This is a genomic window from Streptomyces sp. NPDC056527, from assembly GCF_042794475.1.
Taxonomy (GTDB): domain Bacteria; phylum Actinomycetota; class Actinomycetes; order Streptomycetales; family Streptomycetaceae; genus Streptomyces.
In genome coordinates this window covers 138350-163748 of sequence record NZ_JBHTTQ010000008.1, presented here as the reverse complement: position 1 = coordinate 163748, position 25399 = coordinate 138350, and the positions used below count along the sequence as shown (strand labels likewise).

The following is a 25399-nucleotide window of genomic DNA, read 5'->3' as shown; positions in this document are numbered from 1 at the left end:
GGCAGGGACACCTGCCCGGCGGCCGAGGGGAAGTTCAGCCCGCCGCCGGCGTGTAGTGGGCGGCGTCGTCGCCCTCGATGACGTAGCTGAGTATGCCGTCGACACCCGCCGGGACGTCTCCCGCGACGGTCACCCGGTGCAGCAGACGCGGCAGGTCGCCGTAGTCGTCGGGGGCGTAGTGCTGGGTGATGCGGTTGTCGAACAGAACGAGGTCGCCCGGCCGCCACGCGACGCGCACGATGTTCTCGGGGCGGGTGACGTACGACTGGAAGATGCGCAGCAGATCGCGGGAGTCGGAGGGACCGAGTCCGATGATGCTCTGGGCGAAGCCACCGATGAACAGCCCGCGCTCCCCGGTCTCGGGGTGGACCCGGACGACCGGGTGGGCGGTGCGGTACTTCCGGGAGACGAACCGCTTGCGGTGTTCGGCGGCCTTCTCGCTCCTCGGGGCCGCGTAGTCGTAGTCGTTGGTGTGCACCGCCCACAGCTTGTCGGCCAGCTCGCGCAGCGGCTCGGGCAGATCCCTGTACGCGGCGCCCGCGTTGGCGATGAGGGTGTTGCCGCCGTAGGGCGGGACCACGATGCTGCGCAGCGTGGACGCCTTCGGCGGCGTACGGACGAAAGTGACGTCCGTGTGCCAGTGGTTGGCGCGGATGCCCTCGTCACCGTCGACGGGAAGGATCTGGGGCTGGTCGTCGACGGACGGCACGGTGGGGTGCGCGGTGGTGAGCTCGCCGAAGAGGGAGGCGAAGCGGATCTGGCCCGCGTCGTCGAGCTGCTGGTCGCGGAAGACGAGCGCCTTGTGTTCCAGGAGCGCGGAGTTGATCTCGGTGACGACGGCGGGGTCGAGTTCGGCGCCGAGGTCCACTCCGAGGATCTCCGCGCCGATACGGCCGCCGATCCTGCGGATGTCGAAGCCGGTGCTGGTGGCCATGTGCGGGTCCCTTCGGGAGGTGATCAGGAGGTGATGGGCAGTGAGGTGCCCTTGGCCCCGGGCGGGCCGAGGGAAGGGCCGACGGCTCGCAGCGCGCCGGGCGTGCGGCCGCGGCCCCAGCCGATGTGCCGGCGATAGCTGCCGAGCAGGCCGGTACGGGCCAGGTGCCCCTCGTCGCGGGCGGTGGGCTCGTCGGGCAGCGGGCGGGTCTGGGGCGCGACGTACAGCGCGTCGGCCGGGCAGTTCGCCTCGCACTGGAAGCAGGTCTGGCAGTCGTCGCGGCGGGCGAGCACCGGGATGCCGTCCGCACCCCGGTCGAACACGTCGGTGGGGCAGACCTTGATGCACTTGTCGCAGGTGATACAGCGTTCCGCCGAGACCAGTTCGATCACGAAGCCACCTCCATGGGTGCGTCCGGTGTGGTTGTCAGGGGCTCGGGCCGGGTCCACACCCGATCCAGGCCGCCCGTGACGATGCGGTGGTGCTGCCGGGGATCCTGCGTCGGGAAGTCGAGTCGCTTGGCCATGCCGCGGGTCTCGGTGCGGGCGAGCGCCGCGGCGTACATCCAGCGGGCGTGCGCCGCCATCGCCGACGCCTGCCGGGCCCGGACGACATCCCCGCCGTCGGCATGCAGCGTGGCGCGCAGCTCCTGCCAGACGCTGTCGAGCGCCCGCAGTGAGGCGGTGAGCTGCTCGCCGTGGCGCAGGTAGTTCTTCTCGTACGGCAGCACTTGGGCCTGGACCGCGGTGACGACGTCCCGGAATCCGTTCGCGGGGCCGGGGGTGCCGGTCGGCCTGAGCCCGGCTCCGCCCGCGGCGGCGAGGCGCCTCGTGCCGGCGCGGTCGCCGAGCGAGAGGGCGTGGCGGGCCGCGCCTCGGCCTGCCCACGTACCGGAGGAGATGGCCCACGCGGCGTTGTGGCTGCCACCACCGGTGAAGCCACCACAGATCAGCTCACGGGTGGCGGCGTCCCCGGCCGCGTACAGCCCCGGGACGGTGGTGGAGCAGTCGTCGTCGGCGATGCGGATGCCGCCGGTGCCGCGCACGGTGCCCTCGGCGAGCAGGGTGACGGCGAAACGCTGCGTGAAGGGGTCGATGCCGAGCCGGTCGAAGGTGAGGAAGAAGTTCGGCTGCGCCAGCCGCATCGCCTGGCGGGCGGCCGGGTCCGCCCGGTCCAGGCGGCAGTACACCTTCTCGCTGAGCAGCGTCCTCGCGATCACGGACCGGCCGCCCTGGCTGGCCGCGCCCTCCAGGACCGTGTCGTCCTCGCGGTAGAAGGTCGCGAAGGAGTAGAACGCGGTCTTGGTGACGGAGGTGCCCTCGGGCGCGATGCCGTAGGCGTTGGAGAACTCCATGCCGGACAGCTCCGCGCCCGCTTCGGCGGCGAACAGCGCACCGTCGCCGGTGTTGACGTTGCATCCCAGCGCACCGCTGAGGAACGCGCAGCCGCCGGTGGCCAGAACGACCGCTCCGGCGCGCACCCGGTACGGCCGCCCGGCCTGTCGCTGGTGGCCGCGGGCTCCCGCCACGGCCCCTGAAGGGTCGGTGAGCAGCTCGGTGACCGGGCTGTGGTCGAGGATGCGCACCCCGGCCCGCTGGACGCGGATCCGCATCCTGCGCATGTACTCCGGTCCCTGCAGGCCGTTCCTGAGCTGCTTTCCGTCCGGCCCTGTCGGGAAGGGATAGCGCCCGGCCGCCGCCAGCTCGTTCACGCCGGAGTACGTCTGGTCCAGCACCCGAGCCATCCAGCGCCGGTCGGCGAGAAAGCCGCCCAGTGCCTCCCGGCTCGCCATGGCGGCCTCGCGCGCGGCGGGCTCCGGTGGGACGTACCAGACGCCGGTGCCGCTGGAGGCGGTGGCACCGCTCGTGCCGCAGTAGCCCTTGTCGGCGAGGACCACGTCCGCCCCGGCCCGGGCAGCCTTGAGCGCGGCCCACGTCGCCGCCGGGCCGCCGCCGACCACCAGGACGTCCGTGGTGAGTTCGAGCCCTGTCATGCGGGCCGTCCCTCGGCCGCGGCCGCCGCGGCCAGCCGGTTGGCGGGGCGCGTCAGGCCGTAGTGGTCGCGCAGGGTGCGGCCGGTGTACTCGGTGCGGAACAGGCCGCGGCGCTGCAGGATCGGGACGACGTGGTCGACGAAGTCGTCCAGGCCGCCCGGCAGATGGGGCGGCATGATGTTGAAACCGTCGGCGGCGCCTTGGGTGAACCACTCCTGGATCTGGTCGGCTATCTGCTCGGGGGGGCCGGCGAGCACCCGGTGGCCGCGGCCGGCGCCGAGGCGGGCGATGAGCTCGCGCAAGGTGAGGCCGTCGCGGCGGCCGAGTTCGGCGACCAGCGTGAAGCGGCTCTTGTTGCCGTTGATGTCCCGCTCCTCGGGCAGCTCGGGCAGTGGCCCGTCCAGCGGCAGCCCCGTCAGATCGGTGCCGAGCATCCCGGACAGCTGGGCGAGGCCGTACTCGGGGATCTGCAGCTCCGTGAGCTCCCGCTCCAGCTCGCGCGCCTCGGCCTCGGTCGAGCCGATGACGGGGGCGATACCGGGAAGTACGAGCAGCTGGTCCTCGGCGCGGCCGTGGCGCGCGAGCCGGGACTTGAGGTCCTTGTAGAAGGCCTGCCCGTCGGCCAGGGTCTGCTGGGCGGTGAACACGGCCTCGGCGTACTGGGCGGCGAACTCCTTGCCGTCCTCCGACGAACCGGCCTGGACCAGCAGCGGGTGGCCCTGCGGACTGCGCGGAACGTTCAGCGGACCCTGCACCCCGAAGTACTCTCCGCGGTGATTGATCTCCCGCACCCGGTCGGTGTCCGCGTAGACACCGCGCTCCCGGTCGAGCAGGATCGCGTCGTCCTCCCAGCTGTCCCACAGTTTGGTGGCGACCTCGACGAACTCCCGAGCCCGCTCGTAGCGCAGCCGGTGCTCCAGGTGCTCGTCCTGGCCGAAGTTGCGGGCCTCGTTCACGGTGCCGGAGGTGACGATGTTCCAGCCGGCCCGGCCGCCGCTGATGTGGTCCAGAGAGGCGAACTTGCGGGCGGTGTGGAAGGGCTCGTTGAAGGTGGTGGAGACGGTGGCGATCAGTCCGACGTGCTCGGTGACCGCCGCCAGCGCGGAAAGAAGGGTGAGCGGTTCGAAGCCTCCGACGGTGTTGTACCGGGCGTTCCCCCACAGGGCCAGACCGTCGGCGAGGAAGACCGAGTCGAGCAGTCCGCGTTCGGCGGTCTGGGCGAGCTGTTGGAAGTAACGCAGATCGGTGACCCGCTCGGGCTGCGTCCGAGGGTGGCGCCAGGCGGCGTCATGATGGCCGGCGTTCATCAGAAAGGCGTTGAGATGGAGTCGGCGTGGGCTGGTCGCGGTCATGGGCTTCCTCGGATCCGGGGCGGTGAGACGATCGGGGGCGGCGAGGCCGGAGGGCGGCGGGATCGGTCGTGGCGGGATCAGTCGTGGCGGGATCAGTCGTCGGCGGAGACGCGCCAGGAGCTGAGCCGGCGTTCCACGGCCACCAGGAGCTGGTTGAAGGTCACGCCGATGGCGGAGATCGTGATGATCCCGGCGTACATCTGCGGGATCGCGAAGTTGAACTGCGAGGCGTTGATCAGATAGCCGAGCCCCGCCTTCGCCCCGATCATCTCGGCGGCGACCAGCACCAGGATCGACACAGCCCCGGCCAGCCTGACGCCGGTGAACATCACCGGCACGGCGGACGGCAGGATGACCTTCTGGAACAGTCGAGGCGTGGACAGGTCCATCGACTTCGCGAGCTTCAGCAGCGTGGGGTCGACATGGCGTACGGCGCTGATCGTGTTGAGCAGGATCGGCCAGGTGCAGGCGTACACCACGATGGAGATCTTCGAGGTCTCCCCGATGCCCAGCAGCAGGACGAAGACCGGGAGCAGGGCCAGCGCCGCGGTGTTGCGGAACACCTCCAGCAGCGGACCGAGCAGAGCGGCGACAGGCCGGTACCAGCCGATCAGCAGACCGAGGGGTACGGCGACGGCCAGGGCCAGACCGAATCCGCTGAAGGAGCGGACCAGGCTGGCGTAGGTGTTGTCCGCGAGCTGACCGTCGGCCGCCAGCGCCCACCAGGCGGCGGCGACCTCACTGAACGGCGGCAGGAAGGTCCGGTCGACCAGTCCGAGCCGTGGCGCGGTCTCCCACAGCACCAGCAGAGCCACGATCGCCGCGGACTTGGTGGCCCCTGCCGACAGGAGGGACAGCAGACGGTGGGCAGCCCGGTGGGCACGGGCCTCCCGGTCGGGGACTGGGCGCGGCTTCGTCAAGGGTGCCGAAGGCGGCACAGCCGAGGAGGGGGTGGGGGTGCGAATGCCCTCGGCGAGGCTCGCCTGCCCCGGCGAGTGAGTCGCTTCGGTGGACGTGCCGGTCGTGAGGCTCATACGGAAGCCTCCTCCTTCTCCAACTGCTGAGCTCTGGCCACTTCGTCGTGGAGCAGCGACCAGATCTCGTGCCGGTGGTGTGCGAACTCGGGGCTGGAACGGATGTCGTCGGTGCTGGTACGGGAGCCGAGGGCGACCGGCACGATCTCCTTGATGCGGCCCGGCCTGGACGTCATGACGGCGACGCGCTGTCCCAGGTAGACGGCTTCGTCGATGCCGTGGGTGATGAAGACGACGGTCTTTCCGGTGCGCTGCCAGATGCGGAGCAGTTCGTCCTGCAACGACTCACGGGTCTGGGCGTCCAGAGCGGCGAACGGCTCGTCCATCAGCAGCACGTCCGGGTCGTAGGCGAGGCTGCGGGCGATCGCCACTCGCTGCCGCATCCCGCCCGACAGCTCGTGCGGATGCCGGTTCTCGAAACCGGACAGGCCGACCAGGTCCAGGAACTCCCGGGCCCGTCCCGCCCGTTCGCGGCGTGGAACGCCGATGGCCTCCAGGCCGAACTCGACATTTCCCTGCGCTGTGCGCCAGGGCAGCAGGGCGTACTGCTGGAAGACGATGCCGCGGTTCAGGCCGGGGCCGGTGACGGGTTCGCCGTCCAGCAGGATCCGTCCGCCGGTGGGCCTGGCAAGGCCGCCGAGGAGATCCAGCAGTGTCGATTTGCCGCAGCCGCTGGGGCCGACCAGGACGACGAACTCGCCCGCCGCTATCTCCAGATCGATGCCGTCGACGGCCGTGAACTCCCTGGACTTCCGTGCTCCCGAACCTCCCTTCGCCGTCGTGTCCTTGACCTTGAAGACCTTCCGTACGCCTTCGAAAACGATCTTGGGCGTGGTGGATGCAGGCATGGGATCAGCTCCCGCTCTTCGAGGCCGCGGATGACGGTGAGACGGACGCTGCGCCGCCCGAACCGGCCTTGTTGAACTCATTGGTGTAGAGGTCGCCCAACGTGACCTGGCCCTTCCGGATGTCGCCGCGCTCGCCCAACCAGTCGATCCAGAGCTGGAGTTCCTTGCCGTTGATCCGACCCGCCGTCTCGGCGACGCCGTAGGACCGCCAGTACTTCAGGGGTGCGGTGTCCTCGTTGCGTCCGCGCTTCTTCACGATCGCCGTCATCCGGGCGATGACCTCCTCGTGCGGAGTGCTGCGTGACCACTCGATGGCCCGCCCCACTCCGGTGACGAACGTCCGGGCCGTGTCGGGGTTCTGCTTGAGGAAGCGGTCCGTCATCACGAAGGTGCCGGCGCTGAAGGCACCGAGCAGTTCGAAGTCCGTGAAGAGCGGCCGGATTCCTCCGGTCTCGAGGGCCTTGTCGCGCAGAATGCCGCCGAGTACGGCAACGTCGATCTGCTTCTGGCGCAGCGACTGTTCGGTGTTCACCGGAGGCACCACCAGAGGCTCGACCTTGTCGATCTCCGCCTTGGACAGACCGCCTCGCTGGAGATAGATGCCGAGCATGGCCTCCGCGTGCGCTCCGAGGGTGTTCATTCCGACCTTCTTGCCGGCCAGATCGCGGGCGGAGCGGATCGGGCTGTCCTCAAGGACGTAATAGCCGCTGTAGGCGTGCTTGTCGGAGCCGTAGTAGCTGATGACAGCCTTGATGGGGGCATTGTTGGCGGCCAGTTTGACGACCGCGCCGTTGAAGGCACCACCGAAGTCCGTCTGTCCGGTGGCCGCGGACTGGATGTCCTGCGGCCCGCTGATCGTGTTGCCGACCCACTCCAGCTTCACGTCCTCCAGATAGCCGAGATCCGCGGCCAGCTCCGGCAACGTGACCTGTCCTGCCCAGCCCTGGTACCGCAGCGTCCGGGTCTGGCCCTTGCCTGCGACGCCTGTCGCGGTCGCGCCGCAGCCGACCGCGACCGCGGAGAGACCGAGCAGAGTGAGGAACTGTCGTCGGGTCGACGCCGTCGTAGTCATGGGAGTCCTGTTCGCGTTCGATGGAGCGGCTGGAGTGTGTGTCTTCTACGGATTTCTTCTGCCGAGTTTCTTCGCCGAGTTCTTCTGCGTAAGTCGAGAGAAACCGTCACCAAGCAGGGCTGCCCCTTGGGAATGCCTGTCCGGAAATAGCGCGCCGGAATAAGGCGGGGAATCAAAGGAACCGAACGGCGAGAGAGACCTCACCTGAATCCCCATCGGGGAGTCCGGTCAGTTACCGCCGTGGTGCGGCACAGCAGCCCACGACGAAGAGAGCAGCAGGAAGGCGCCTTTCGGCCGGCCTATCGACAGACGGAACAGATGGCGCCGGCTTGACGTCGAAGTTCGACGTGGAGCCGCGCGGCGAGGTTCTCGTACGTGCTCATGCCCAAGAGGCTTGCAGCGAAATCCGGACACGTCAATGTCTCGTCCCGCTGCGTCTCGCATATTGAATCCCGTGACATACGCGTGAAGTGCAGCGTTCACAATTGCCCCGATGCGAGGCCGAGAAAGCGCTTCATACGCTGAGCGGTCGCAGGCCCTCGCTGCGGACCGGTGCCGACGGCCGCCGGAGCGTCGTGTTCGGGAGGAGAGTGGTCCAGCCGTTGACGCGGCCACGGTTGTCGCTGATCCGCACCCGCTTCCTGGCGGCAGCGCGAACGTCGCCTGGTGCGGCACCGACTGGTTCATCGACAGTGGTGCTTCGGACGCGCACGTGAAGGGTCATCTGGAACGGGGCGGCGTGAACTGCCTCTGCCAGGACGGCCGGATCGTCGGCTTCGCCATCCTCGACGGCCCCACGATCGACCTGTGAGAGCGGCCCAGGTCGGATCTGGCGACGACCGTCACCACGTTCGGTGCACGGTGGCCTTGGTACCGGTCACCAGGCTTGCCGGCGGAACGTTATCGGCCACGACCGCGCCGGCGGCGACCACGGCGTCACGGCCGATGCTGACGCCGGGCAGGATCGTGGCACCGGCACCGATCCACACGTTCTCCGCCACGTCGATGGGTGCGCCGGTGAGGTAGTGCCGACGCTCCTCGGGGTCAACCGGGTGGCCGCTGGTGATGAACGTGACCTTAGGTCCGATCATCACCCGCTCGCCGATCCGGATACCGGCGTAGTCCAGGAACGTGCAGTTCTGGTTGATGAAGACGCGCTCGGCGAGGTCGAGGTTCAGGCCGTGATCCGTGTAGAAGGGCGGATAGATCGTGACTCTCGGCGGCAGTGGCTTGCCAAGGATCTGCTCGAACAGTTCCGCCTTGCCCTCTTCGTCTTCGAAAGGCAGGACGTTCAGCCGGGAGGTGAGCTCGGTGACCCGCAGGACTCGCTCGGCCATGGCCTGGAACTCGGGGCTGTGGATGCGCATGAGACGGTCGCTGGACATGCCACGATCCTTTCTGTGGAGGCCGCGCACACCAGGTGGCGTGATCGACCGTGTCATGCAGCGCATTCTCGCGCTGATCGCCGCGATCCGGCACCACGACCACACCGGACAGCCCGTCCCACGCAGCCGACGCTTCTGCGCCTTGGTGCCGGGCGGGCTCGGCCCCGGATCACGCCGACGGCGCCGCCCGGGCACGGCCCGGGCGGCAGCTGCGGCTCGGATCAGATCAGCACGTTCTTGTAGAAGATGCTGGAGCGCCGGTCGCCCTCCACGCCGGTGGCGAAGCCGATGAACAGGCGGGCCTCGCCGGCGTCGGTGCGGTAGATCGCCAGGCCCTCGGGCTCGCGGTGGTGGAGGGTCGAGCCGGCCTTGGTGAGGACGGGGCCCTGCTTCACGGTGCCCGTGTTGATGTCGATGCTGGTGACGTAGGAGTTCCCGTCACCGGTGGGGGTGCCGTCGCCCGGGTAGGCGTCACCCGTCAGGAAGTACATGTACGAGCCGTAGAGGGTGTAGCCCTGCGGCGTGCCCGAGATCGTCGGCTGCTTGAAGTCGACCAGCGGCGTGCCGAAGTCACGCGTCTCGAAGGCGGAGAGCGGGTACACGGCGATGCGCTTGCCGGCGCTGGTGTGGTAGCGCACGATCATGCGCCGGTAGACCGGGTCGACGGAGCAGGTGTACTCGGTGGCCCCGGAGATCGGCTGGTAGGCGGCCGAGGCGGCCGGCGAGCCGAGGGTGGTGTTGGCGGTGTAACGGATGGGGGCGAGCGCGGTGCCGTACCCACTGGTGTTCGCGGCGCACTCGATCCACAGCTCGGTGTCGGAACCGTTCGGCAGCGCGGCGAAGGCGACGCCGTGGCCGAAGCCGTTGAGGTGCATGTACGAGATGTAGTTCCCGTCGAAGTCCATCTTGTTGATGCACAGGTCACCGGCGGACTCGGTGCTTCCGGTCCGCTTGGTCGCCACGTACAGGAACTTGTTCTCCCAGTCGAAGGCGAAGCTCTGCTGGACCCGTGCGCCGTGCGTGTTCGCGGACCGGAACAGATCGTGCGACGGCTGCGTGAGATCGAATCGCTTGGTCACGGCCACGTCGGCCGAGGCGGACTGTGCGCCGATGCCGAGCCCCAGCGCGGCGAGCGAGGCGCCGGCACCGGTGCGTATGAGGCTGCGGCGGGAGAGAGGGGAACCCGGGGTGCGGTTCAAGATGGGACTCCGTTTGCATATGTGTGTTGCAGGGACAGGTGATCCTATCCACAGCCGAGTTGGAGTCCAACGGCCAAGCCCAGCCGACGACCGGCAGCCGCGGTTGCCGACCTCGCCCGTCAGGGATCGCCCCAGCCGGCCCGCGCTGAAGACGTGATGCGGGCTGGAGACGAGGTGTCCCAACCGCTCAAACCGGAAGCGAACTTGCTTCACCGTCCTCATAGCACCAGGTGAGCAGAGTCACCTGGCGGCCCTTGGCCTCGCGTGTAATGGGCTCGTCCTCGGTGAGCCGGAAGCCGGTGGCGCGGGCGACGGCCGTGCTCGGGGCGTTCTCCGTTTCAATGCGCAGCAGCACTCGCCTCGCGCCCAGCCGGCGACAGGCGTAGTCGGCCAGCAACTTGACGGACCGTGAGGCCAGGCCCAGCCGTCGATGTCGGCTGCCGACGCCATAGGCGAGTTCGACATCTCGCGGGTCGATCCGGCAGCGAAAGACCAGGACCTCGCCACGAGGCTGCTCACCATCGGTAGTGATCGCCAGTTGGGCCTTGTCGCGGCCTTCCCCACGGCCTTCACGAGCCTTGGCGAGGTACTCACGCGCCGCCGTGGAGTCGAACGGAGAGGGCACCGGAGTCCATCGGTCGATCTCCGGGTCGTCATAGAGCTCGACCAGCGCCGGCAGGTCGGACTCGGTCCATTCCCTCAGGTGTATCCCGTCTCCCGCAATCCGGATACTCGACGGCAGAACGATCTCGCGTTGGTCGGTCATGCGCCCGATCCTGCCCTGCCGGGCACACCGAAGTCCTGCCAACCAGCACAGTGGACTGATTCACACCCAGGAAGCGGCGAGAGACGACGCGGTCACGAGCCGCGCGTCCCGGTGGGCCGGGACGGCGCGGTCGCAAGCCGCCGAGCAAACCCTTCCGTGCCCTCTCAGCCGGTGTGCAGGATCCGGAAGCGATCGGGCTGCGCCGGGTCGCGATCGACGACCTGGACCGGCGGCCACGCCCATTGCCACACGTCGATGCCTGGCGTGCGGGAGAACCGGATCCGCCCGCGCGTGCCCTCGACATCGACGCGTGACCAGGGTTCGGCAGTGCGCGCCCGGTCCGTGCCGTGAGAGCGCAGCACTTCGGCGAGCACGGTGATCGTGTCGTAGCCCTCGAAGGCGACGAAGGAGGGTGTTTCGGCCAGCCGCTCACGCAGGGCCGCCCCGACTCGTGCGCCGTGTGAACCGAGGTGCTCGGGCAGGTAGCGCAGGAACGGGATCGCGGCGCCCTCCTCGCCCAGCAACGTCGCCCATTCTGCGAACTCCGGCTGCCCTGCCGGTGCACCGATCACGATCTCGGCGAGGCGCCGGTCGCGGCGGACGGAGTTGACGATCGACACCGCCGGCTCCGGGTGGCCGACCAGAAGCAGGAGGGCTGTCGCGCGGTTGTCGACGAGTTCGTCGCACACGGCGTCGGGGGTGAGCGCGCGCGTGTCGAGTTCGATGACGGTGCCGCCGCGTGGAGCGAGGTGGTCCCGCAGAATGCGGGCCCCGGAGGCCCAGTAGACGCTCGGTTCGGTGGCCACGGCGATTCGGCTGTGACCTGCGCCGAGGAGGAAGTCCGCGTAGATCCGCCAGCCGTGGGACTGCGCCGGGGCGAGGCGCGCGACCCATTGCGTCGGCTGTTCGGTGAGCGCGTCGAGAACCGCTGACGAGCAGAGGAACGGCAGGCCTAGGGCATCGGCCCTGGCAGCGGCGGCGCGACCGACGACGCTGTGGTACTCCCCCGCCAAGGCGGCCGCGCCCAGGCGCGCCAGCTCGTCCACGGCCGCAGCGGCCCGCTGCGGATCAGCCGCGGTGTCTCGGACCACCAGCTCGAGTGGTCGTCCGTCGATCCCGCCCACATTGTTGACTTCGTGAACGGCCACCTCGAGTCCGGCGAGCAGGTGTCGACCTGCCTCGGCCCAGCCGGGCCGGGTCAGCGGAACGAGCGCGCCGATCCGGATGGCCGATGCGTCGGCCCGCTCCGCTCCGGGCTTCGATGATGGCGTGGTCATGCCTCGGTGTCTCCCAGGTGGGCGATCCAGGCGCAGGTTCCCCGGATCATGGAATGAACGTCAGTGGTGCCGAGCGTAGTTGACGTGCGTCGTGAGCCGGGCTGGGTGGTGCAGTGCGAGGGATCCGGACGGTATGGCCTGCTCCGTAAGTCAATTGACAGCTCGAAGGCGGCACGTCAGAGTCCCGGGGTGAGTGAGACGAACGATCTGACGCCGGCCGAGGTGCGTATATGGCAGGCCTTTCCGCGAGGCGAGTCCGTGGACTTTCGCGCTGCCGAGGACGAGGATCCTGGACTCGGCGGAACCTGGGGCGCAGAGCGGACCGTACGGGCGAGTGTGCTGCGCGCGCTGCTGATCAAGGCTCCGCAGGAGGAGGGGGAAGTCGCCGCGCTCAAGATCTCGGGGGCGCGGATCACCGGCGTGCTGAATCTGAAGTACGCATCGATCGACGCCGCGATCCGGCTGAGTCACTGCCACTTCGACGACGTCCCCGACCTGTACGGTGCCCAACTGCGTCAGCTCAATCTGAGCAAGTCCGCCCTGCCGGGCCTGAGCGGGGCCACCACGCGGGTCGAGGGCGTGTTGCGGATGACGGGCTGCCGGATGCGGGGGCCGGTGCGGCTCGGCGGGGCGCAGATCTCCGGGGCGCTGTTCATGGAGCAGGCGGAGTTCACGGCACCGGACGACTCCGAACCGGTGCTGCAGCTCAACCAGGCTGTGGTCGGTGCCGACTTGTGGGCGCCGGAGATGCGGGCGCACGGGCAGGTACGACTCACCGGCGCTTCCATCGCCGGGCGGATCAATGTTCAGGACGCCGAGTTCGACAAGCCCGATGGCACCGCGGTGGACGCGCAGAACCTCAATGTGGGAGCCCATGTCCGCGCGCGGTGCATTCGTACGCGGGGCCGGGTCGAGCTTCGAGGCTCGCGCATCACGGGCCGTCTCGACCTGCTCCACGCCCGTCTGTCGCATCCGGGTGACACGGCACTGCGGGCGAGCAGTTGTGTCATCGGTGAGCTCTGGCTGCGCGGTGGCGACCGCATCGAGGGCGCCTTGAATCTACGGCGTTCCCAGATAGAGATCCTGACCCTTGAACCGGAGATGTTGCCGGACCAGGTGTACCTCGGCAACCTCACCTACACCGTACTCGCCCCGCACGAGCCCGCCGAGAACCGTCTGCCGATGCTGGAGCGCGACGGCGAGCGATACGAGCCGCACGGCTACGAGCAGTTGACGGCGGCCTATCGTCACGTCGGCGACGACGACGCGGCCCGGCTCGTCCAACTCGCCAAGCAGCGCCGCCGACGCGCCACGCTCACCTGGTACGGACGGCTGTGGGGGTACGTCCAGGACGCCACCGTCGGCTACGGCTTCCGTCCGCTGCGAGCCGCCGTGTGGCTGCTGTCCCTCATGACCATCGGGTCGATCGCGTACGGTCTGGACCACCCACGCCCGATCAAGCCCGACGAGACACCTGACTTCAACCCCGTCTTCTACACCCTCGACCTGCTCCTGCCGGTCATCAACTTCGGCCAGGAGTCGGCGTTCGCCCCCGACGGCTGGCACCAGTGGTTGTCGTACGCCCTGATCATCACCGGCTGGATCCTGGCGACCACGATCGTCGCCGGTGTGACCCGCACGGTCAACCGCCAGTAGCCCCCTCCGGAGCCGGGCGACGCGCGGGGCGCTCGCTCGGGTGACTCGTCGGTCGTTTCGGCCTCGGCTACGCCTTGGCGCACAGGTACGGACGCGCGAGCAGCAGCCCCGTGCCTGTCGAGGCGATGCCGAGGTAGACCGGCGCGAGGTGGATGAAGTCCGTGTAGTGGATCGCGCCGTGCACCACGACAGCGGGCAGGAAGCCGGCCGCCGCCGCGACCGCCAGGGTCCGGAACACCCAGGCCTCACCCCGCCGCCAGCCCCACGCGCTCAGCAGCAGGATCGCCACCGCGGCGGACATCAGGGCGCCGCCGAACCCCGCGCGGTCGTGCGCCACGAACGGCACGAGCCGGGGATTGACGGATTCCAGCAGCTGCGGGCTGGTGCCCAGGAAGGTCAGGTCGGTCGGCACGAAGACACCGGTCAGACCGACCAGCGAGATCACCGCCCCGCCGACGAACAGCCCCGCTCCCGTGACGATCAGCAGCAACTGGCCCACCAGCGCACGTCGGCGCTCGTGCTCCGGCCCCTCGGGGGCCGGACGCCAGCGCGGTGCGTGCCCGGTCCGACGGACCGCTGCCACGAACATCGGGAACAGCACCACGGTGGTGGCCGTGTGCAGCGGCTCCACGAAGCCGGTGACCAGGAAGTAGAACAGGGTGGGGAAGCCGATCGCCCCCGAAAGCAGATACACCTCACGGGCCCAGGGCCAGCCGCGTCTGATCCCGCCCACGGCGAGGCCCGTGTAGAGGGCCCCGATCGCCACCATCGTGCCGGCCATGGTGATCCGGTCGTGCTGGAGGAAGTGCACGAGGTGGTGATTGGCCGCATGCAGCTCATGCAGCGTCATGCCGAGGTAGTCGCGGTCGTACCAGAGGAGCACCGGTCCCAGCGTGATCGCCGCGGCGCCGAGGCCGGCGCCCGTCATACCGAGTCCGACGAGCAGCGCCCACCACCAGGCGGGCCAGCGGCGGGGATCGCGGCCGACATCCCGTAGCACGGGAGCGGGCGCGGTGGGCGTGGCGGCCTCGGTGACGCGTGCGAACCAGCCCGGTCCGGCCTCGACGAGCACCGCGGGCCGGGCGAGCACGACAGCGTCCGCCTCCACGACCACGGCGGCCGCGGCGGTGACCGACGGGTCGGTCACATGGACCACACGCGGGTCGTCGCTGCTGGTGAACCCGTCGACATGAGTCTTGAGGGCCTCCTCGGCCTGCGGATCGCAGGCGCGGACGACCAGAGGGATCGAACGGCCGGCTGCGGCCTCGCGTACGGTCTCCGCGTCGGCCGCCGAGACGGGCGACACCTCGACGACACCGGCACCCAGCGGGGCCATGGCACGGACCGCCTCACGGGCGAGCGAGGGCGGGACGGATATGCCGACACGCACGCGCACCGGCACGCCCGCGATCTCACCGGCAAGGCTCTCGGGCGGATGGCGGTGGCCGAACCCGCGGGCGATCAGCCGCGCGCCGGCGGGACGCGAGCCGACCCAGGCCAGCAGACGCAGTGCCGATCGCTGCGAACGGCGCCGGCCGAGGACGGCGGCGGCCGCGCCGCGCAGCGGGTGATACGTCCAGTCCGGCATCAGCGGCTCTCGCTCTTCGTCATCGCCGACGGGGTACCGGGTGCGGTCCAGCCGAGCACCGGCTTCATGGAACGCAGCGTCGCCCGGGTCGGCATCAACCGGGCGGCCGTGTCACGCAGCAGCACCGCGGGCGCCCACGACAGTTGACCGACGGCGCCGAGCCGGGCGGAACGGCGCGTGATGGCCCGGGTCCGTGGGCGGCGCAGCCGGTCGTACGAACGGAGCGCGGCCGACACGTCCGGCGCGCCGTCAAGGCAGTGGGCGAGGGTGACCGCGTCCTCCAGCGCCTGGCACGCGCCCTGGCCCAGATTCGGGGTCATGGCGTGGGCCGCATCGCCCAGGAGCGCGACCCGGCCAGAGGCGAAGGAGGGCAGCGGCGGCAGGTCGTAGAGGTCGTGCCGTAGCACCGCGTCCGCGGGCACGGCGGCCAGCAGAGCCGGTACGGGGTCCGGCCACGACCCGAACCGGCGCCCCAGCTCGGCGTACTCGGAATCGGACGAGCCTGTGGCGCCGCCCGCGGGCAGCGACGCGGTCGCGAAGCAGTACATCCGCCCGCCCGGCAGCGCCGTGTAGCCGAACCGCTCCCCGCGGCCCCAGATTGCCGCGCCCTCCGCGGGCGGCTCGGCCAGGGGCTCGGTGATCATGCGCCAGGCGGTGTATCCGGCATACCGAGGACCGGCCGCCTCGGGCCACAGAGTGCGGCGCACCACACTGCGCAGCCCGTCCGCGCCGACGACGAGATCGGGTCGCGACTCACCCCCACGGTGATCCACGACCAGGTCCTGTCCGTCCTCGCGGACCGCGTACACCTCGCTGCCCGACCGCAGGCTGTCGGCGGGCAGCGCCTCGGTGAGCGCCCGCAGCAGATCCGCGCGATGCAGGACCACCAGGGGGTGGCCGAAACGGCGTGTCAGCTCCGCATTGTCCGTACGCGACAGCCAACGGCCCTGCCGGTCCCGTACGCCGCCGCCGGCCTCGACCGCGCCCAGCGCCCGGACGTGCTCGGCCAGGCCGAGCACGTCGAGCGCGTGCAGCGCGTTCGGCCACAGGGAGATGCCGGCGCCGATCTCGGTGAACTCCGGGGCCCGTTCCAGCACCTCGACGCGCCAGCCCCGGCGGTGCAGGGCGACGGCCGCCGCGAGGCCGCCGATCCCGCCGCCGACGATGGTCGCGGCGCGCTGCGGCATGAGTCCTCGCTCGGGTTCGGGGGCGCCGCCCCCGGTCAGGCGGCCATCGATCCGGTGCCCGGGCGGCATGCGACGAGGGCGCAGGTCCGGCTGAGCAGCGCCTCATAGCAACATGCCGACAGATACCTGTCAACGCGCGGCTTTCGTGGACCGGAGATCGCGGGAGGCGGGGAGGCACCGGGCGGTGGCTCGGCCCACCGCGGTGGGCCCAGGTCGCAAATTGAGGTGACTGCCGCGGGCCGGCTCCGTGATCATGAGCCGATGGCCACAGAACCTCACCTCCTCACCCTGAGCATCGTCGACCCACGGCCGGACCAGGGCGCATTGGAGGTCCGCCCGATCGTCAGTGGCCGGGATCTGCTGGCCGACGCCTTCCCTCGTGGAGTGGGGGTGAGCCCTCGGTATCTGTTGGCACCGGACGGGCCGCTGCATGCCACCGCGACACCGCACGAGATTCGGCTCGCCCGGGGCGGTTGTGGCGAGGAGGGGTGCTGTGGCGCTCTCTACGCGACTGTCAGGTGCGAGGGGGAGCATGTGGTCTGGGCGGGCTGGCACGACCCGGCCGAGAGGAATGTCGAGCTGCCGGAGCTCCGGTTCGCAGCCGATCAGTACGAGGCCGAGGTCCGTCGGGCCGAAGAGGACCGACGTTGGGAATGGCCCGCCGGAGCGGTCGCACGGCTGCTGGAGGAGAGACTGCGGGGGCACGGAGCCTGGCTGTCCAGGTGGGAGTGCGAGTTGGAGGGCGTGTGGGCCTCCCCCGCCGAACCCGATCGGATCCACGTCGTCCTGTTCCATCCCCGCATCCGGGCCGAGGCGGACCGACCCTGGATCCAGTTCGGAATGACCCTGCCCGTCTCCGCGGAGGTCGACGCGACCGAACAGGCGAAGCGTCTCGAGGCACGTCTGACCGCAGGCGATCCGCGTGCCACCGCCGAGGTCTGGGGAGGCTCCCACGACGCCGAGCGACTCGGCTACCCATGGCCGCCGGTCCAGCCGCCGGGCACATGAGCGGCAGGGGGTCTGTGCCACCGGGCCCCGCCTCGGCACACCGACAAGAACCGATCGGCCCCGTTCCGCGTCCTTCTCGCCGAGTCATCTCCGGCCGGCCGGTGCGGAGCATCGCCGTCCCTTGGAGGGGCATCATCGCCACGTTCACCCCTGACCATCCTGCCGAGACCGCACGACCTCGCCGGAGAGCCGGAATCGGTTGCGCACTCCTGGGCGGCGTGGCCGGTGTCCTGCTGACCGTCGTCGTCATGACGGTTCTGTGGTGGCCTCGGACAGAAGTGACGTACAGCAGCAGTGCTCCCTCGTCACTGGTCTACGACGACCAGTCACCGCACTTCCTGGAGTTGGTCCACAGATACACGCTGTCCGGTGACCACTCCTACAGGATGGTGATCGGGAGGAGTCCCGGTGCGTCCTACGGGCACTGGCTGGACGTCGACGCCGCTCTCGCCACGAAGGGGATCGAGTCCACCACCTGGACGGAGTCCGGGGTACGTGTCCGCTTCCGCACCGGGCATGAGACCTTCGTCCCGGCCCGCTTCTTCCTGTTCGGCAGGTAGCCCCGAAGGGGCGGGCCCCGGCGGGATCCGACGAACCGATTCACTGACCGGGCACAGGCATGTCCCAGGATCGGGGTCGGGTGAGCGCCTGCCACTCGTCCCGGAGGAGGGCCAGCACCTCGACGTCGTAGCGTCGGCCTCGGTGCAGGCACGCGGAGCGGCGTACCCCCTCCCGGACGAACCCCGCCCTGGTCAGGACGCCGAGGGCCGCGCTGTTGGTGGCGTGGGTGACGGCTTGGACTCGGTGCATGGGCAGTTCGCCGAAGGCCAGGTCGACGAGCGCGTCCACGGCGTCCACGGCGTACCCCTGTCCCCGGTGGCCGGGGTCCAGCATCAGCATGATCTCGGCCGTTCCGTCGACCAGGTCCTGGTCGATCAAGGCGATGTGGCCGATCGGCGTGCCGTCGGGAAGCAGGACGAGAAAGTCGTCGCGGTCGTTGTCGTCGCGGTCGCGCTCGATGCGCTCGCGCACGGCGGACAGGGAGCGCGGCCACATGCCGATCTCATGGGCGGCCACGGGGTCGGCACGCCAGAAGTTGATCAGCTCCGCGTCGTCGACATCGAGCGGTGAGAAAGCGACGCCCCGGCCCCGCCAGCAGACCTCGCGGAGCGACCCGGCCTCGCCGCTCTCCTTGTCGACATGTCCCGTCACAGCCGCTGCCGCATCCTCGATCATGGGCGGATGTTACGCGCCGCCGGTACAGGTGAGCCATGCATTTCCGTTCCAGGACAGCCCGATGGATGCCGTCGGCACCAAGGCCGCGACAGGGCGCCGCCGAGGAGGCCGATCTGTCGCGGAGCACCTCGCAGTGGCCGGACCGCGGCCGCTTCCTGCCCGCCGCCGGGACTGGGCAGGAGGCGGCAGCGCAGCGTCCTCAGAGTGCGGGTGCGGGCGCACCCGGGCGCGTTCTGGGTACGGCGACCGCGCGGAGTTGAGTACGAGCGCTCAACCCGGCGTTCCCCCCGACGTCCACGATGGGAGACATCGCGACACGAAGGAGGCGCCGGATGCTCAGCCGCATTGCCGATGTCCTGGTACCCGCAGTAGGGCGCCTCGGCGTGACTGTGAACGACCGAGCCGAACTGGCGCCGGGCAGCATCATCGCCGCGAACCACACCTCGCTCGCCGACCCCGCCATCGTGCTCGCCGCACTCCGCCGGCTCGGCGTCTCGCCCGTGGTCATGGCCGCCGCGGGTCTGTGGCGGATCCCTCTGCTCGGTCAGGCACTGGCCCGCGAGGGCCACATCCCCGTGATCCGTAACGACCGCCGCGCCTCGGACGCCCTCGAACTCGCCGCGCGCGCCCTTGAACAGGGACGCCTCGTCCTCATCTACGCCGAGGGCGGCATCCCCCAACGTGCGGACGCCGGCGAAGCACCTCCCCGCGCCTTCCGCAGCGGCCTCGCGCGCCTCGCGCACCGCACCGGCGCGCCCGTCGTTCCGGTGGGTCAGGCCGGTGCCCGCCGTGTCACCTCGGGCAACACGGCGAAACAGCTCGCGGGAGTGGCCACCGCACCGCTGCGCCGACCGGGACTACACGTCCACGTAGGCGCACCGCTCACGTTGACCGGGGACAGCACGGCGCGCACCGCACAGGCCCACACAGCGGTGACCGCGGCGTGGAGAACCGCGGCCGAGCGCCTGAGGTGATGTTCTCGCTCCGGCAGAGGGTCGTCGAGAGGGCCGTGCGGCGGGCCGGCTCGTTCCGCTAGGACGCCTGCGCCCGCGTTCGTTCGCCGGAGTCAGTACCCGGTCGCCGACTTGGAGGAGTGACGGCGCGTCGCCATGGGCCGGCACTGCCCAGCCGGCCCAGGAGGAAGGCGACGGGTATCGACACGAGCACGACCGTCTGGAGGGGGAACCAGTCGACGTGCCAGTCGGGGAAGAGCGCCAAGGGGTTGCCGGAGAAGACCGGGCCCGACAGCTGCAGCCCGACGGCGCTGCCCAGACCTCCGTACAACGTCCAGAGCAGGCCGGTGCGGGTGTAGCCCTTCCAGAAGAGGGAGTACACCAGTGCCGGTAGCAGGGATGAGGCGGCCACCGCCAGGGACAGCGCCGTGAGGAACTGGACGTTCCACCCCTGGACCCAGACCGCCAGGGCGATGCTCAGCACGCCGACACCTGCGGACGCCAGGCGTGCGGCCGCCACTTCCCGGCCTTCGGTGGTACGCCCGCGGCGCAGTACATGGGTGTACAGGTCGTGGGCGATCGTCCCCGCTGCCGCCAGGATGACGCTCGCGACGACGGCCAGTGTCGTGAGAAAGACGCCGGAGGCGACCAGGACGACGAGCAGCGCCCCGCCGGCGTCGGTATCCGAGCCCCCTGCCAGTTCACCGGCGAGCATCACCAGTGCACTGCTTCCGCCCGGATCGGCGGCCAGGATCGCCGGTGCGCCGATCAGCGCCGCGGCGGCGAAGCCCATGAGAGCCGTGGTGAAGCAGAACGCGCCGACGATCGTGACGGTGTGGCGCACGGTACGGCGGGCGGTGGCGGCGTCGGGAGCCGTGCCGAGTTGCAGGGCGACGTGAGGCAGGCAGGCCACGCCGAGGACGATGGTGATCATGAGACCGATGAAGTCCAGGGTGGCCGCGGGCTCGGCGCTGCCGGCGAAGCGGAGGCCGGGGCGCAGGTAGTCGGCGGGACGCCCGCTTCCTTGTCCGGCCGCGGCGATCAGGGAGTCGGCGCTCCAGTGGAAGCGGTGCAGCAGTACGGCGGACACCGCCAGGGCCACGCAGAGCAGCACCACCGTCTTGATCACCTGGATCACGACCGTACCGCGCATGCCACCGAAAGCCGTGGTGCAGACGACGAGAGCGCCGATCATGACGACGGCCGTCTTCTCGATGCCCGGGCCGGACAGCCCCAGCAGCGCCGCCGTGGTCACTCCCGCTCCGGAGAGCTGCACGACCAGATAGGGGACGCAGATGCACAGGGTGACGACGGCGACCGCGATCCTCGCCGCACGTCCCGGAGCCCGCGGGCCGAACGTGTCGCCCAGGGTGTAGCCGGCGCGCTCGCGCAGAGGCGTGGCGAGCAGGAGCAGTACGCCGAGGGAGAGCACGGTGCAGAGGGCGATGAACAGACCGTCGTACCCGAAGACGGCGACGCTTCCGGTGGTCCCGAGCACCGTGGCCGAGGAGAGGTACACACCGGAGAGGACGAGGGCTCCTCGCAGGGGCCTCAGTGTGCGCCCCGCCGTGTAGAAGTCGTTGACGCGGTCCCTCGGGGGACCGCTGAGGACGCACAGGAACAGGATGGGGACGATGAACGCCACGAAGCAGCCGAGGATCAGTGCCTGGGTGTCCGTGTCGAGGGTTCCGGGTGCGGCGAGCGGGACCTCGGGTCTCATCAGTACTCCCCCAGTTCGTGCGCGGTGCGCGGGCCGCCCGTCCGGGGCTCGTTCGCGCGGCGGTCGTAGCGCGCCGCCGTCCACACCAGCAGCGCGGCCTGGAGGATCAGGGCGAGCACACCGATGCCGATTCCGCCTTCGACAGGGGCTGACATGAAGTCGGCCGCAGAGCAGACCAACACCAGATGCGCGGCGAGGACGCCTGAGTTGACGACGGCGAAGGACAGAGCCGGACGACGAGGCCGGGACGGATGGGGGGACTGGTGGATGGATCGCTGGGGGGAGCTGGGGACGGGCGGGTAGGTCATCGCGGTCTCTCCTGGCGGGCCTGGGTGCGGGTGGATCGCCTCTGAACGAGGCTCACCACAGCACCGGCCCCTCCGCCGGTCCATGCGCTCGGCGCGCACCGGTGTCCGTTCCCAACGCCCGGCAGGTGTGACTGTGCCGAGGCCCAGAGAGGGCCGGGGAAGGGAGGGTCAGGCCGGTGGGCGGCGCAGTTGGGCAGCGTCGGCGGGGCCGATTGCCGCGGTCGGCCCCAGCAGGCGGTGGGCGTCGAGCGCGAGGGTGAGTTGCACCAGGTCGCGGGGGCGGGACAGCGCGAGGCCGGTGATCTGCTCGACCCGGCGCAGGCGGTTCAGGACGGTGTTGCGATGGCAGAACATGCGTCGAGCGGCCTGGACGGTGGATCCGCCGCATTCGATCCAGACGCCGATGCTGTCGAACAGCAGGTCGCGGTCGGCGGGTTCCAGGTCGTACAGGGGCCGCAGCACCTGGCGGACGAGTTCGTTGGACAGGTCGGGCCGCGAGACCAGGAGTCCGTCGGGCAGGCGGGAGTCGAGACGGGCGACCTCCCCGTCGCCCCGGCAGGTGCGAAGCGCGAGCCCGGCCATGTCGCGCGCGCGGGCAAGGCTCTCCAGGCCGGGGACCACCAAGCTGATCCCGATGCGGAGGCCCGGGCCGCCGACCAGGCCGGACGCGAACGTCTCCAGGGGGCGGTCGTCCAAGTGGGCGACGTAGACGGCCCGTTGCCCCCAGGCATGCCGGAGGACGCGTATGCCCCTCAGCTCGGGAGTTGCCCCGGGCACGCGGCCGTAGGGTGGCGTCGCCTCAGCCACCGCCACCGCGTACCGGCCGGCGAGTGGCAGGTCGAGGATGCCGGCCGCGCTCCGGGTGAACTCGGGTTCGGGGCGTTCCTCCAGCAGGGCGGCGAGGATCAGACGGACACGCTCGGCGTGCCGGCCGGCGACCCCGTCGATGACCTGCCGGTAGGCGTCGGCGACCAGGACGGCGTCGCGGTCGTTGCTCTTCCACACCAGCTCGGCGACGTGAACGAGCCGGCGCATGTCGCCCAGGCCCTCCCGCTCCACGACGCCGACCATCCCGCTCCAGACTTCGGATCCGGCGACGCGGAAGGCGTGCAGGACTTCGTCGAGGGGGCGGCCCTGTTCCGCGCGCCGCATACCCAGCTCGCGGGTGAAGCGCTCGACGTCCACGATCCGGCTCGGATCCACCCCGGTCTCCAACCCGTGGCGGATGCCGGTCCCCACGGTCTCGCGCACGTCGGGCGGTGCGAGCACCGGGTCGGCGTAGTACGGCACCTCGGCGCGGATGGTCTCCAGGACAGCGTCCGTGAAATCCGTGCCGTACCCGAGAAGCCGTCGGCATGCGCGGTCGAAGAGCTCGGCGGAGGCCGGGTCCGTGGCAGTGCCGGGGGCGGAACTACGGTACATGGACGCTCCTGACGGACGGGGTGCGAGAACACCACGCGAGGCGACGGCGTGCGGCGGCGCCGTGGCTGCCGACGCATGGCCGGCAACGAGGGCTTCCGACGCGGCCGACACCGTGAGCTGCGCGGAGCGCGGGGAGTCCGTCGCCTGGCCGGTCGCCATGGACGAAAACCGGCAGCGGCCTCCCCGGCGGGCATCATGCTAAGCGGTCGGTCAGCGAGTGGCGGAGTCTCAGCCGGATCGTGATGTTTCCGGATCCGAATCACTTGTCGTCTTGTGGCCGGGGGGCGGCTCGGCGGTTCCACGAAGGTGGGGCAGGTCATTTCGTTACGGCAGGCACAGGGCCCCCCGGTCCGGCTCGGCATATGAACCGCCGGACGGAACCTAGACGCGGGGGCTCGCCTCCGGGCCGCAGAACGCCACCTGCGGATATCGCTTGGAGGGCTTGTCCAGGAGGCGCTGGGCCCGGTGGCCCAGGTGCAGTTCGAGGAACGCGCGGGTATGGCTGCGGATGATCTCCGAGGCACGGGCCGCCGGCAGGTCGGCACCCATGTCCACTCCGAACTGCTCGGCCAGCAGTCCGACGTCGGTGAAGGAGGCGTGTTCGGCGCCGGTCACCACGAGCCACCTCTTCCACCCGGTCAGCCGTTGCCAGTCTCGTTCCCAGGTGGCGACCGCGCCGCCGCTGCCCGGGCTGTACTGGGAGTGCCTGCCGAGGAACAGGAACGGCCGGGACAGGCCGCTGTCCGGGATCGGGACGTGGGTCGTGCCGTCGATGTCGATTCCCGCGCGGACCCGGGAGTCGGCCAGCATGGAGGTGACCGAGCTCGCGCCGCCGACGGAGTGGCCCGCCATCGCGATCCGCGACGGGTCGATGAGCCGGGCGCCGTCCCATGTCGCGTGTGCCCGGGTCAGTTCGTCCAGGACGAACGAGACGTCGGCGGCCCGGCCCGTGACCAGCCGTTTCCAGAACGCCTCGTCATGCGTACCCTCGCCTGCCGTGCACGTCGTGACCCGCCCGTCCGGGAAGGTGGTGGCGACGTTCTCGTAGGTGTGGTCGATCGCGGCCACTATGTAGCCGTGGCTCGCCAGGTCCTCGGCGAGGGCGGTCAGAGTGGTGCGCGGCTTGGTGAAGCCGGGAGAGAGCACGACCAGAGGCAGACCGCGTTCCGGCCCCGCCGGTCGGGCGTCGGCGAAGGCGTTGGTCCGTGTCGTGCTCAGCACGTCCGACGGAACGCCGGTGATGCCCCCTTCCTTGAGGAGCAGCTCCGACTCCGTCGGAGTCATGTACTGCGCCCGTCGTCCGTTCGCCGAGGCCGTCGGGTACCACAGGGACACCATGAGTTCGCGCGCGCTCGCCCCGGAAGCCCAGGGATCGGGTCGGGAGTCGTCCGTGAGGTGGAGGGACGTGGTGCCGACCGGATGGGGGCCGGTCGGGCTGGGCAGGGACGGTGTGTCGCCGGGCTTGCCGGCCGCCGCAGGACGTCCACCGATTCCAACGGCGAGCGTGAGCAATGCAGTGGACACGGTCAGGCCACGAAGGAAATGCGCGTGGTTCATTCGGGATGTCCGTTCTCTACTCAGGGCGGGCAGGGGGACGCCTGTGAACCCGGTGGGGCTTGGCCATCGTGAGGGTCAGGGGGCCGGTGACGAGGGCCCAAGGATGACGATCGGCGCCTCGGCCTCCTCACGGGCGCGCGCCGAGGCTGCCTCGACCTCCTCACGGGTGACTTCCTTGTAGAAGCGTTCTCCGTGGGCGTCCGTGATGTCGATGACGACCTTGGTCCATTCCTCGGCGGGCTCCTCCGGCACCTGACCCAACAGGTACTGGGCGTCCTTGAGCAACGCTTCGGTGACCTGTACGCCTGTCAGCCTCTCGGCGAGGGCAAGAACCGCCGCCTTGGTGTCGGTGCTCGGGCCGGTGCCGTCCTCGTCCTCGTCCTCGGAGAGGTCGAAGCCGACCTCTCGCATCAGGGGAAGCAGATCGTCAGGGGTGCTGCCGTACCTGTGCGTGGGCCATTCGAAGGAGGTGCGCAGCTCGCCGTTCTCGTACCAGTGGAACAGGTCGATGGGTGCGCCCCCATTGGTGGAGTGCGAGACGGCACGCCCTCCCGCGGAGAGGGCCTCCAGGAACCGCGGCCGCATCCCCACGCCACCGTCGAGGTGCAGGACGAGCGCCCAGTCGCCACCCGCACCCGGCACGGTGAATGCGCCCACGATGAAGGAGTCGTCCCAGTAGTCCGTCGCGTCGCGCAGGTCCCCTTGCCGCTCGATCAGCTCGTCCACACCCATGCCCGCGCCCTGCGGCTCCGCCTGCATCACTCGCAGCACGTCGCCGGGGGCGACACCCCGTACCAGGGTCAGGCCGTACCCGCTCTCCATCGCGTTGCGGAACAGCGAGGAGGTACGTATCCAGGCGTGGTCGTGTGCGGTCACCGAAGTCATGGGCCAAGTGTGCCCAACA

23 protein-coding genes are annotated in these 25399 nt (G+C 70.2%); 4 read left to right on the top strand and 19 right to left on the bottom strand.

Translation table 11 applies throughout. The features are described 5' to 3' along the window. Window positions 1-34: 34 nt before the first annotated feature. The 11 genes from ACFQ7Q_RS07370 to ACFQ7Q_RS07320 all read right to left on the bottom strand — a co-directional run bounded on the left by ACFQ7Q_RS07370 (window position 35) and on the right by ACFQ7Q_RS07320 (window position 11860). Window positions 35-934, bottom strand: coding sequence for a TauD/TfdA dioxygenase family protein (locus ACFQ7Q_RS07370; RefSeq protein ID WP_383550915.1), 900 nt, complete (start codon window positions 932-934; stop codon window positions 35-37). A gap of 23 nt (window positions 935-957) precedes the next feature. Continuing rightward, entirely contained in the window at window positions 958-1326 is a 369-nt protein-coding gene (locus ACFQ7Q_RS07365; RefSeq protein ID WP_383550913.1) for a 4Fe-4S dicluster domain-containing protein, read from the bottom strand. Continuing rightward, window positions 1323-2927: an FAD-binding protein gene (locus ACFQ7Q_RS07360; RefSeq protein ID WP_383550911.1), complete on the bottom strand. Its 1605-nt coding sequence runs from the start codon at window positions 2925-2927 to the stop codon at window positions 1323-1325. Before ACFQ7Q_RS07360 ends, ACFQ7Q_RS07365 begins: the two co-directional genes overlap by 4 nt. Further along, entirely contained in the window at window positions 2924-4279 is a 1356-nt protein-coding gene (locus ACFQ7Q_RS07355; RefSeq protein WP_383550909.1) for an LLM class flavin-dependent oxidoreductase, read from the bottom strand. Before ACFQ7Q_RS07355 ends, ACFQ7Q_RS07360 begins: the two co-directional genes overlap by 4 nt. A gap of 92 nt (window positions 4280-4371) precedes the next feature. Beyond that, entirely contained in the window at window positions 4372-5313 is a 942-nt protein-coding gene (locus tag ACFQ7Q_RS07350; RefSeq protein ID WP_383550907.1) for an ABC transporter permease, read from the bottom strand. Continuing rightward, on the bottom strand, window positions 5310-6161 hold the full coding sequence (locus ACFQ7Q_RS07345) for an ABC transporter ATP-binding protein (RefSeq protein ID WP_383550905.1): 852 nt from the start codon (window positions 6159-6161) through the stop codon (window positions 5310-5312). The genes ACFQ7Q_RS07350 and ACFQ7Q_RS07345 overlap by 4 nt, the downstream gene beginning before the upstream one ends. Window positions 6162-6165: 4 nt before the next feature. Next, entirely contained in the window at window positions 6166-7233 is a 1068-nt protein-coding gene (locus tag ACFQ7Q_RS07340; protein WP_383550903.1) for an ABC transporter substrate-binding protein, read from the bottom strand. Window positions 7234-8075: 842 nt separating this feature from the next. After that, window positions 8076-8618, bottom strand: coding sequence for a sugar O-acetyltransferase (locus ACFQ7Q_RS07335; RefSeq protein ID WP_383550925.1), 543 nt, complete (start codon window positions 8616-8618; stop codon window positions 8076-8078). Window positions 8619-8839: 221 nt separating this feature from the next. Further along, entirely contained in the window at window positions 8840-9817 is a 978-nt protein-coding gene (locus tag ACFQ7Q_RS07330; RefSeq protein ID WP_383550901.1) for a teichoic acid biosynthesis protein C, read from the bottom strand. A gap of 187 nt (window positions 9818-10004) precedes the next feature. Further along, on the bottom strand, window positions 10005-10583 hold the full coding sequence (locus ACFQ7Q_RS07325; RefSeq protein WP_383550899.1) for a GNAT family N-acetyltransferase: 579 nt from the start codon (window positions 10581-10583) through the stop codon (window positions 10005-10007). Window positions 10584-10747: 164 nt separating this feature from the next. Continuing rightward, on the bottom strand, window positions 10748-11860 hold the full coding sequence (locus ACFQ7Q_RS07320) for an ABC transporter substrate-binding protein (RefSeq protein ID WP_383550897.1): 1113 nt from the start codon (window positions 11858-11860) through the stop codon (window positions 10748-10750). A 189-nt stretch (window positions 11861-12049) separates the two neighbouring features. Between ACFQ7Q_RS07320 and ACFQ7Q_RS07315 the strand changes: the two genes are divergently transcribed. Then, a complete protein-coding gene (locus ACFQ7Q_RS07315) occupies window positions 12050-13516 on the top strand; it encodes a membrane-associated oxidoreductase (RefSeq protein WP_383550895.1) in 1467 nt (488 codons plus the stop codon). 67 nt (window positions 13517-13583) lie between these two features. On the opposite strand, the gene ACFQ7Q_RS07310 is transcribed toward ACFQ7Q_RS07315, so the two are convergent. Together ACFQ7Q_RS07310 and ACFQ7Q_RS07305 are read right to left on the bottom strand one after the other, a co-directional pair. Continuing rightward, entirely contained in the window at window positions 13584-15104 is a 1521-nt protein-coding gene (locus tag ACFQ7Q_RS07310) for a hypothetical protein (RefSeq protein WP_383550893.1), read from the bottom strand. After that, window positions 15104-16291, bottom strand: coding sequence for an FAD-dependent monooxygenase (locus ACFQ7Q_RS07305; RefSeq protein ID WP_383550891.1), 1188 nt, complete (start codon window positions 16289-16291; stop codon window positions 15104-15106). Before ACFQ7Q_RS07305 ends, ACFQ7Q_RS07310 begins: the two co-directional genes overlap by 1 nt. Before the next feature lie 261 nt (window positions 16292-16552). Here ACFQ7Q_RS07305 and ACFQ7Q_RS07300 point away from each other — a divergent pair, with 261 nt between their 5' ends. After that, window positions 16553-17299: a hypothetical protein gene (locus ACFQ7Q_RS07300; RefSeq protein ID WP_383550889.1), complete on the top strand. Its 747-nt coding sequence runs from the start codon at window positions 16553-16555 to the stop codon at window positions 17297-17299. A 218-nt stretch (window positions 17300-17517) separates the two neighbouring features. After that, window positions 17518-17859, top strand: a complete 342-nt coding sequence (locus ACFQ7Q_RS07295) for a hypothetical protein (RefSeq protein WP_383550887.1) — start codon at window positions 17518-17520, stop codon at window positions 17857-17859. A 40-nt stretch (window positions 17860-17899) separates the two neighbouring features. Here ACFQ7Q_RS07295 and ACFQ7Q_RS07290 read toward each other — a convergent pair whose 3' ends face one another. Continuing rightward, window positions 17900-18535, bottom strand: coding sequence for a GNAT family N-acetyltransferase (locus ACFQ7Q_RS07290; protein WP_383550885.1), 636 nt, complete (start codon window positions 18533-18535; stop codon window positions 17900-17902). A gap of 332 nt (window positions 18536-18867) precedes the next feature. Between ACFQ7Q_RS07290 and ACFQ7Q_RS07285 the strand changes: the two genes are divergently transcribed. Next, window positions 18868-19509, top strand: coding sequence for a lysophospholipid acyltransferase family protein (locus ACFQ7Q_RS07285; RefSeq protein WP_383550883.1), 642 nt, complete (start codon window positions 18868-18870; stop codon window positions 19507-19509). 58 nt (window positions 19510-19567) lie between these two features. Here ACFQ7Q_RS07285 and ACFQ7Q_RS07280 read toward each other — a convergent pair whose 3' ends face one another. The 5 genes from ACFQ7Q_RS07280 to ACFQ7Q_RS07260 all read right to left on the bottom strand — a co-directional run bounded on the left by ACFQ7Q_RS07280 (window position 19568) and on the right by ACFQ7Q_RS07260 (window position 25380). Further along, window positions 19568-21208 carry a cation acetate symporter gene (locus ACFQ7Q_RS07280; RefSeq protein WP_383550881.1) on the bottom strand — a complete coding sequence of 547 codons (1641 nt, stop codon included), beginning with the start codon at window positions 21206-21208 and terminating at the stop codon, window positions 19568-19570. Beyond that, window positions 21208-21516, bottom strand: a complete 309-nt coding sequence (locus tag ACFQ7Q_RS07275; RefSeq protein ID WP_383550879.1) for a hypothetical protein — start codon at window positions 21514-21516, stop codon at window positions 21208-21210. The genes ACFQ7Q_RS07280 and ACFQ7Q_RS07275 overlap by 1 nt, the downstream gene beginning before the upstream one ends. 168 nt (window positions 21517-21684) lie before the next feature. Beyond that, window positions 21685-22938, bottom strand: coding sequence for a PucR family transcriptional regulator (locus ACFQ7Q_RS07270; RefSeq protein ID WP_383550877.1), 1254 nt, complete (start codon window positions 22936-22938; stop codon window positions 21685-21687). Between the two features lie 381 nt (window positions 22939-23319). Then, a complete protein-coding gene (locus ACFQ7Q_RS07265) occupies window positions 23320-24495 on the bottom strand; it encodes an alpha/beta hydrolase family protein (RefSeq protein WP_383550875.1) in 1176 nt (391 codons plus the stop codon). 75 nt (window positions 24496-24570) lie between these two features. Further along, window positions 24571-25380, bottom strand: coding sequence for a DUF6461 domain-containing protein (locus tag ACFQ7Q_RS07260; RefSeq protein ID WP_383550873.1), 810 nt, complete (start codon window positions 25378-25380; stop codon window positions 24571-24573). Between the last annotated feature and the right edge of the window lie 19 nt (window positions 25381-25399).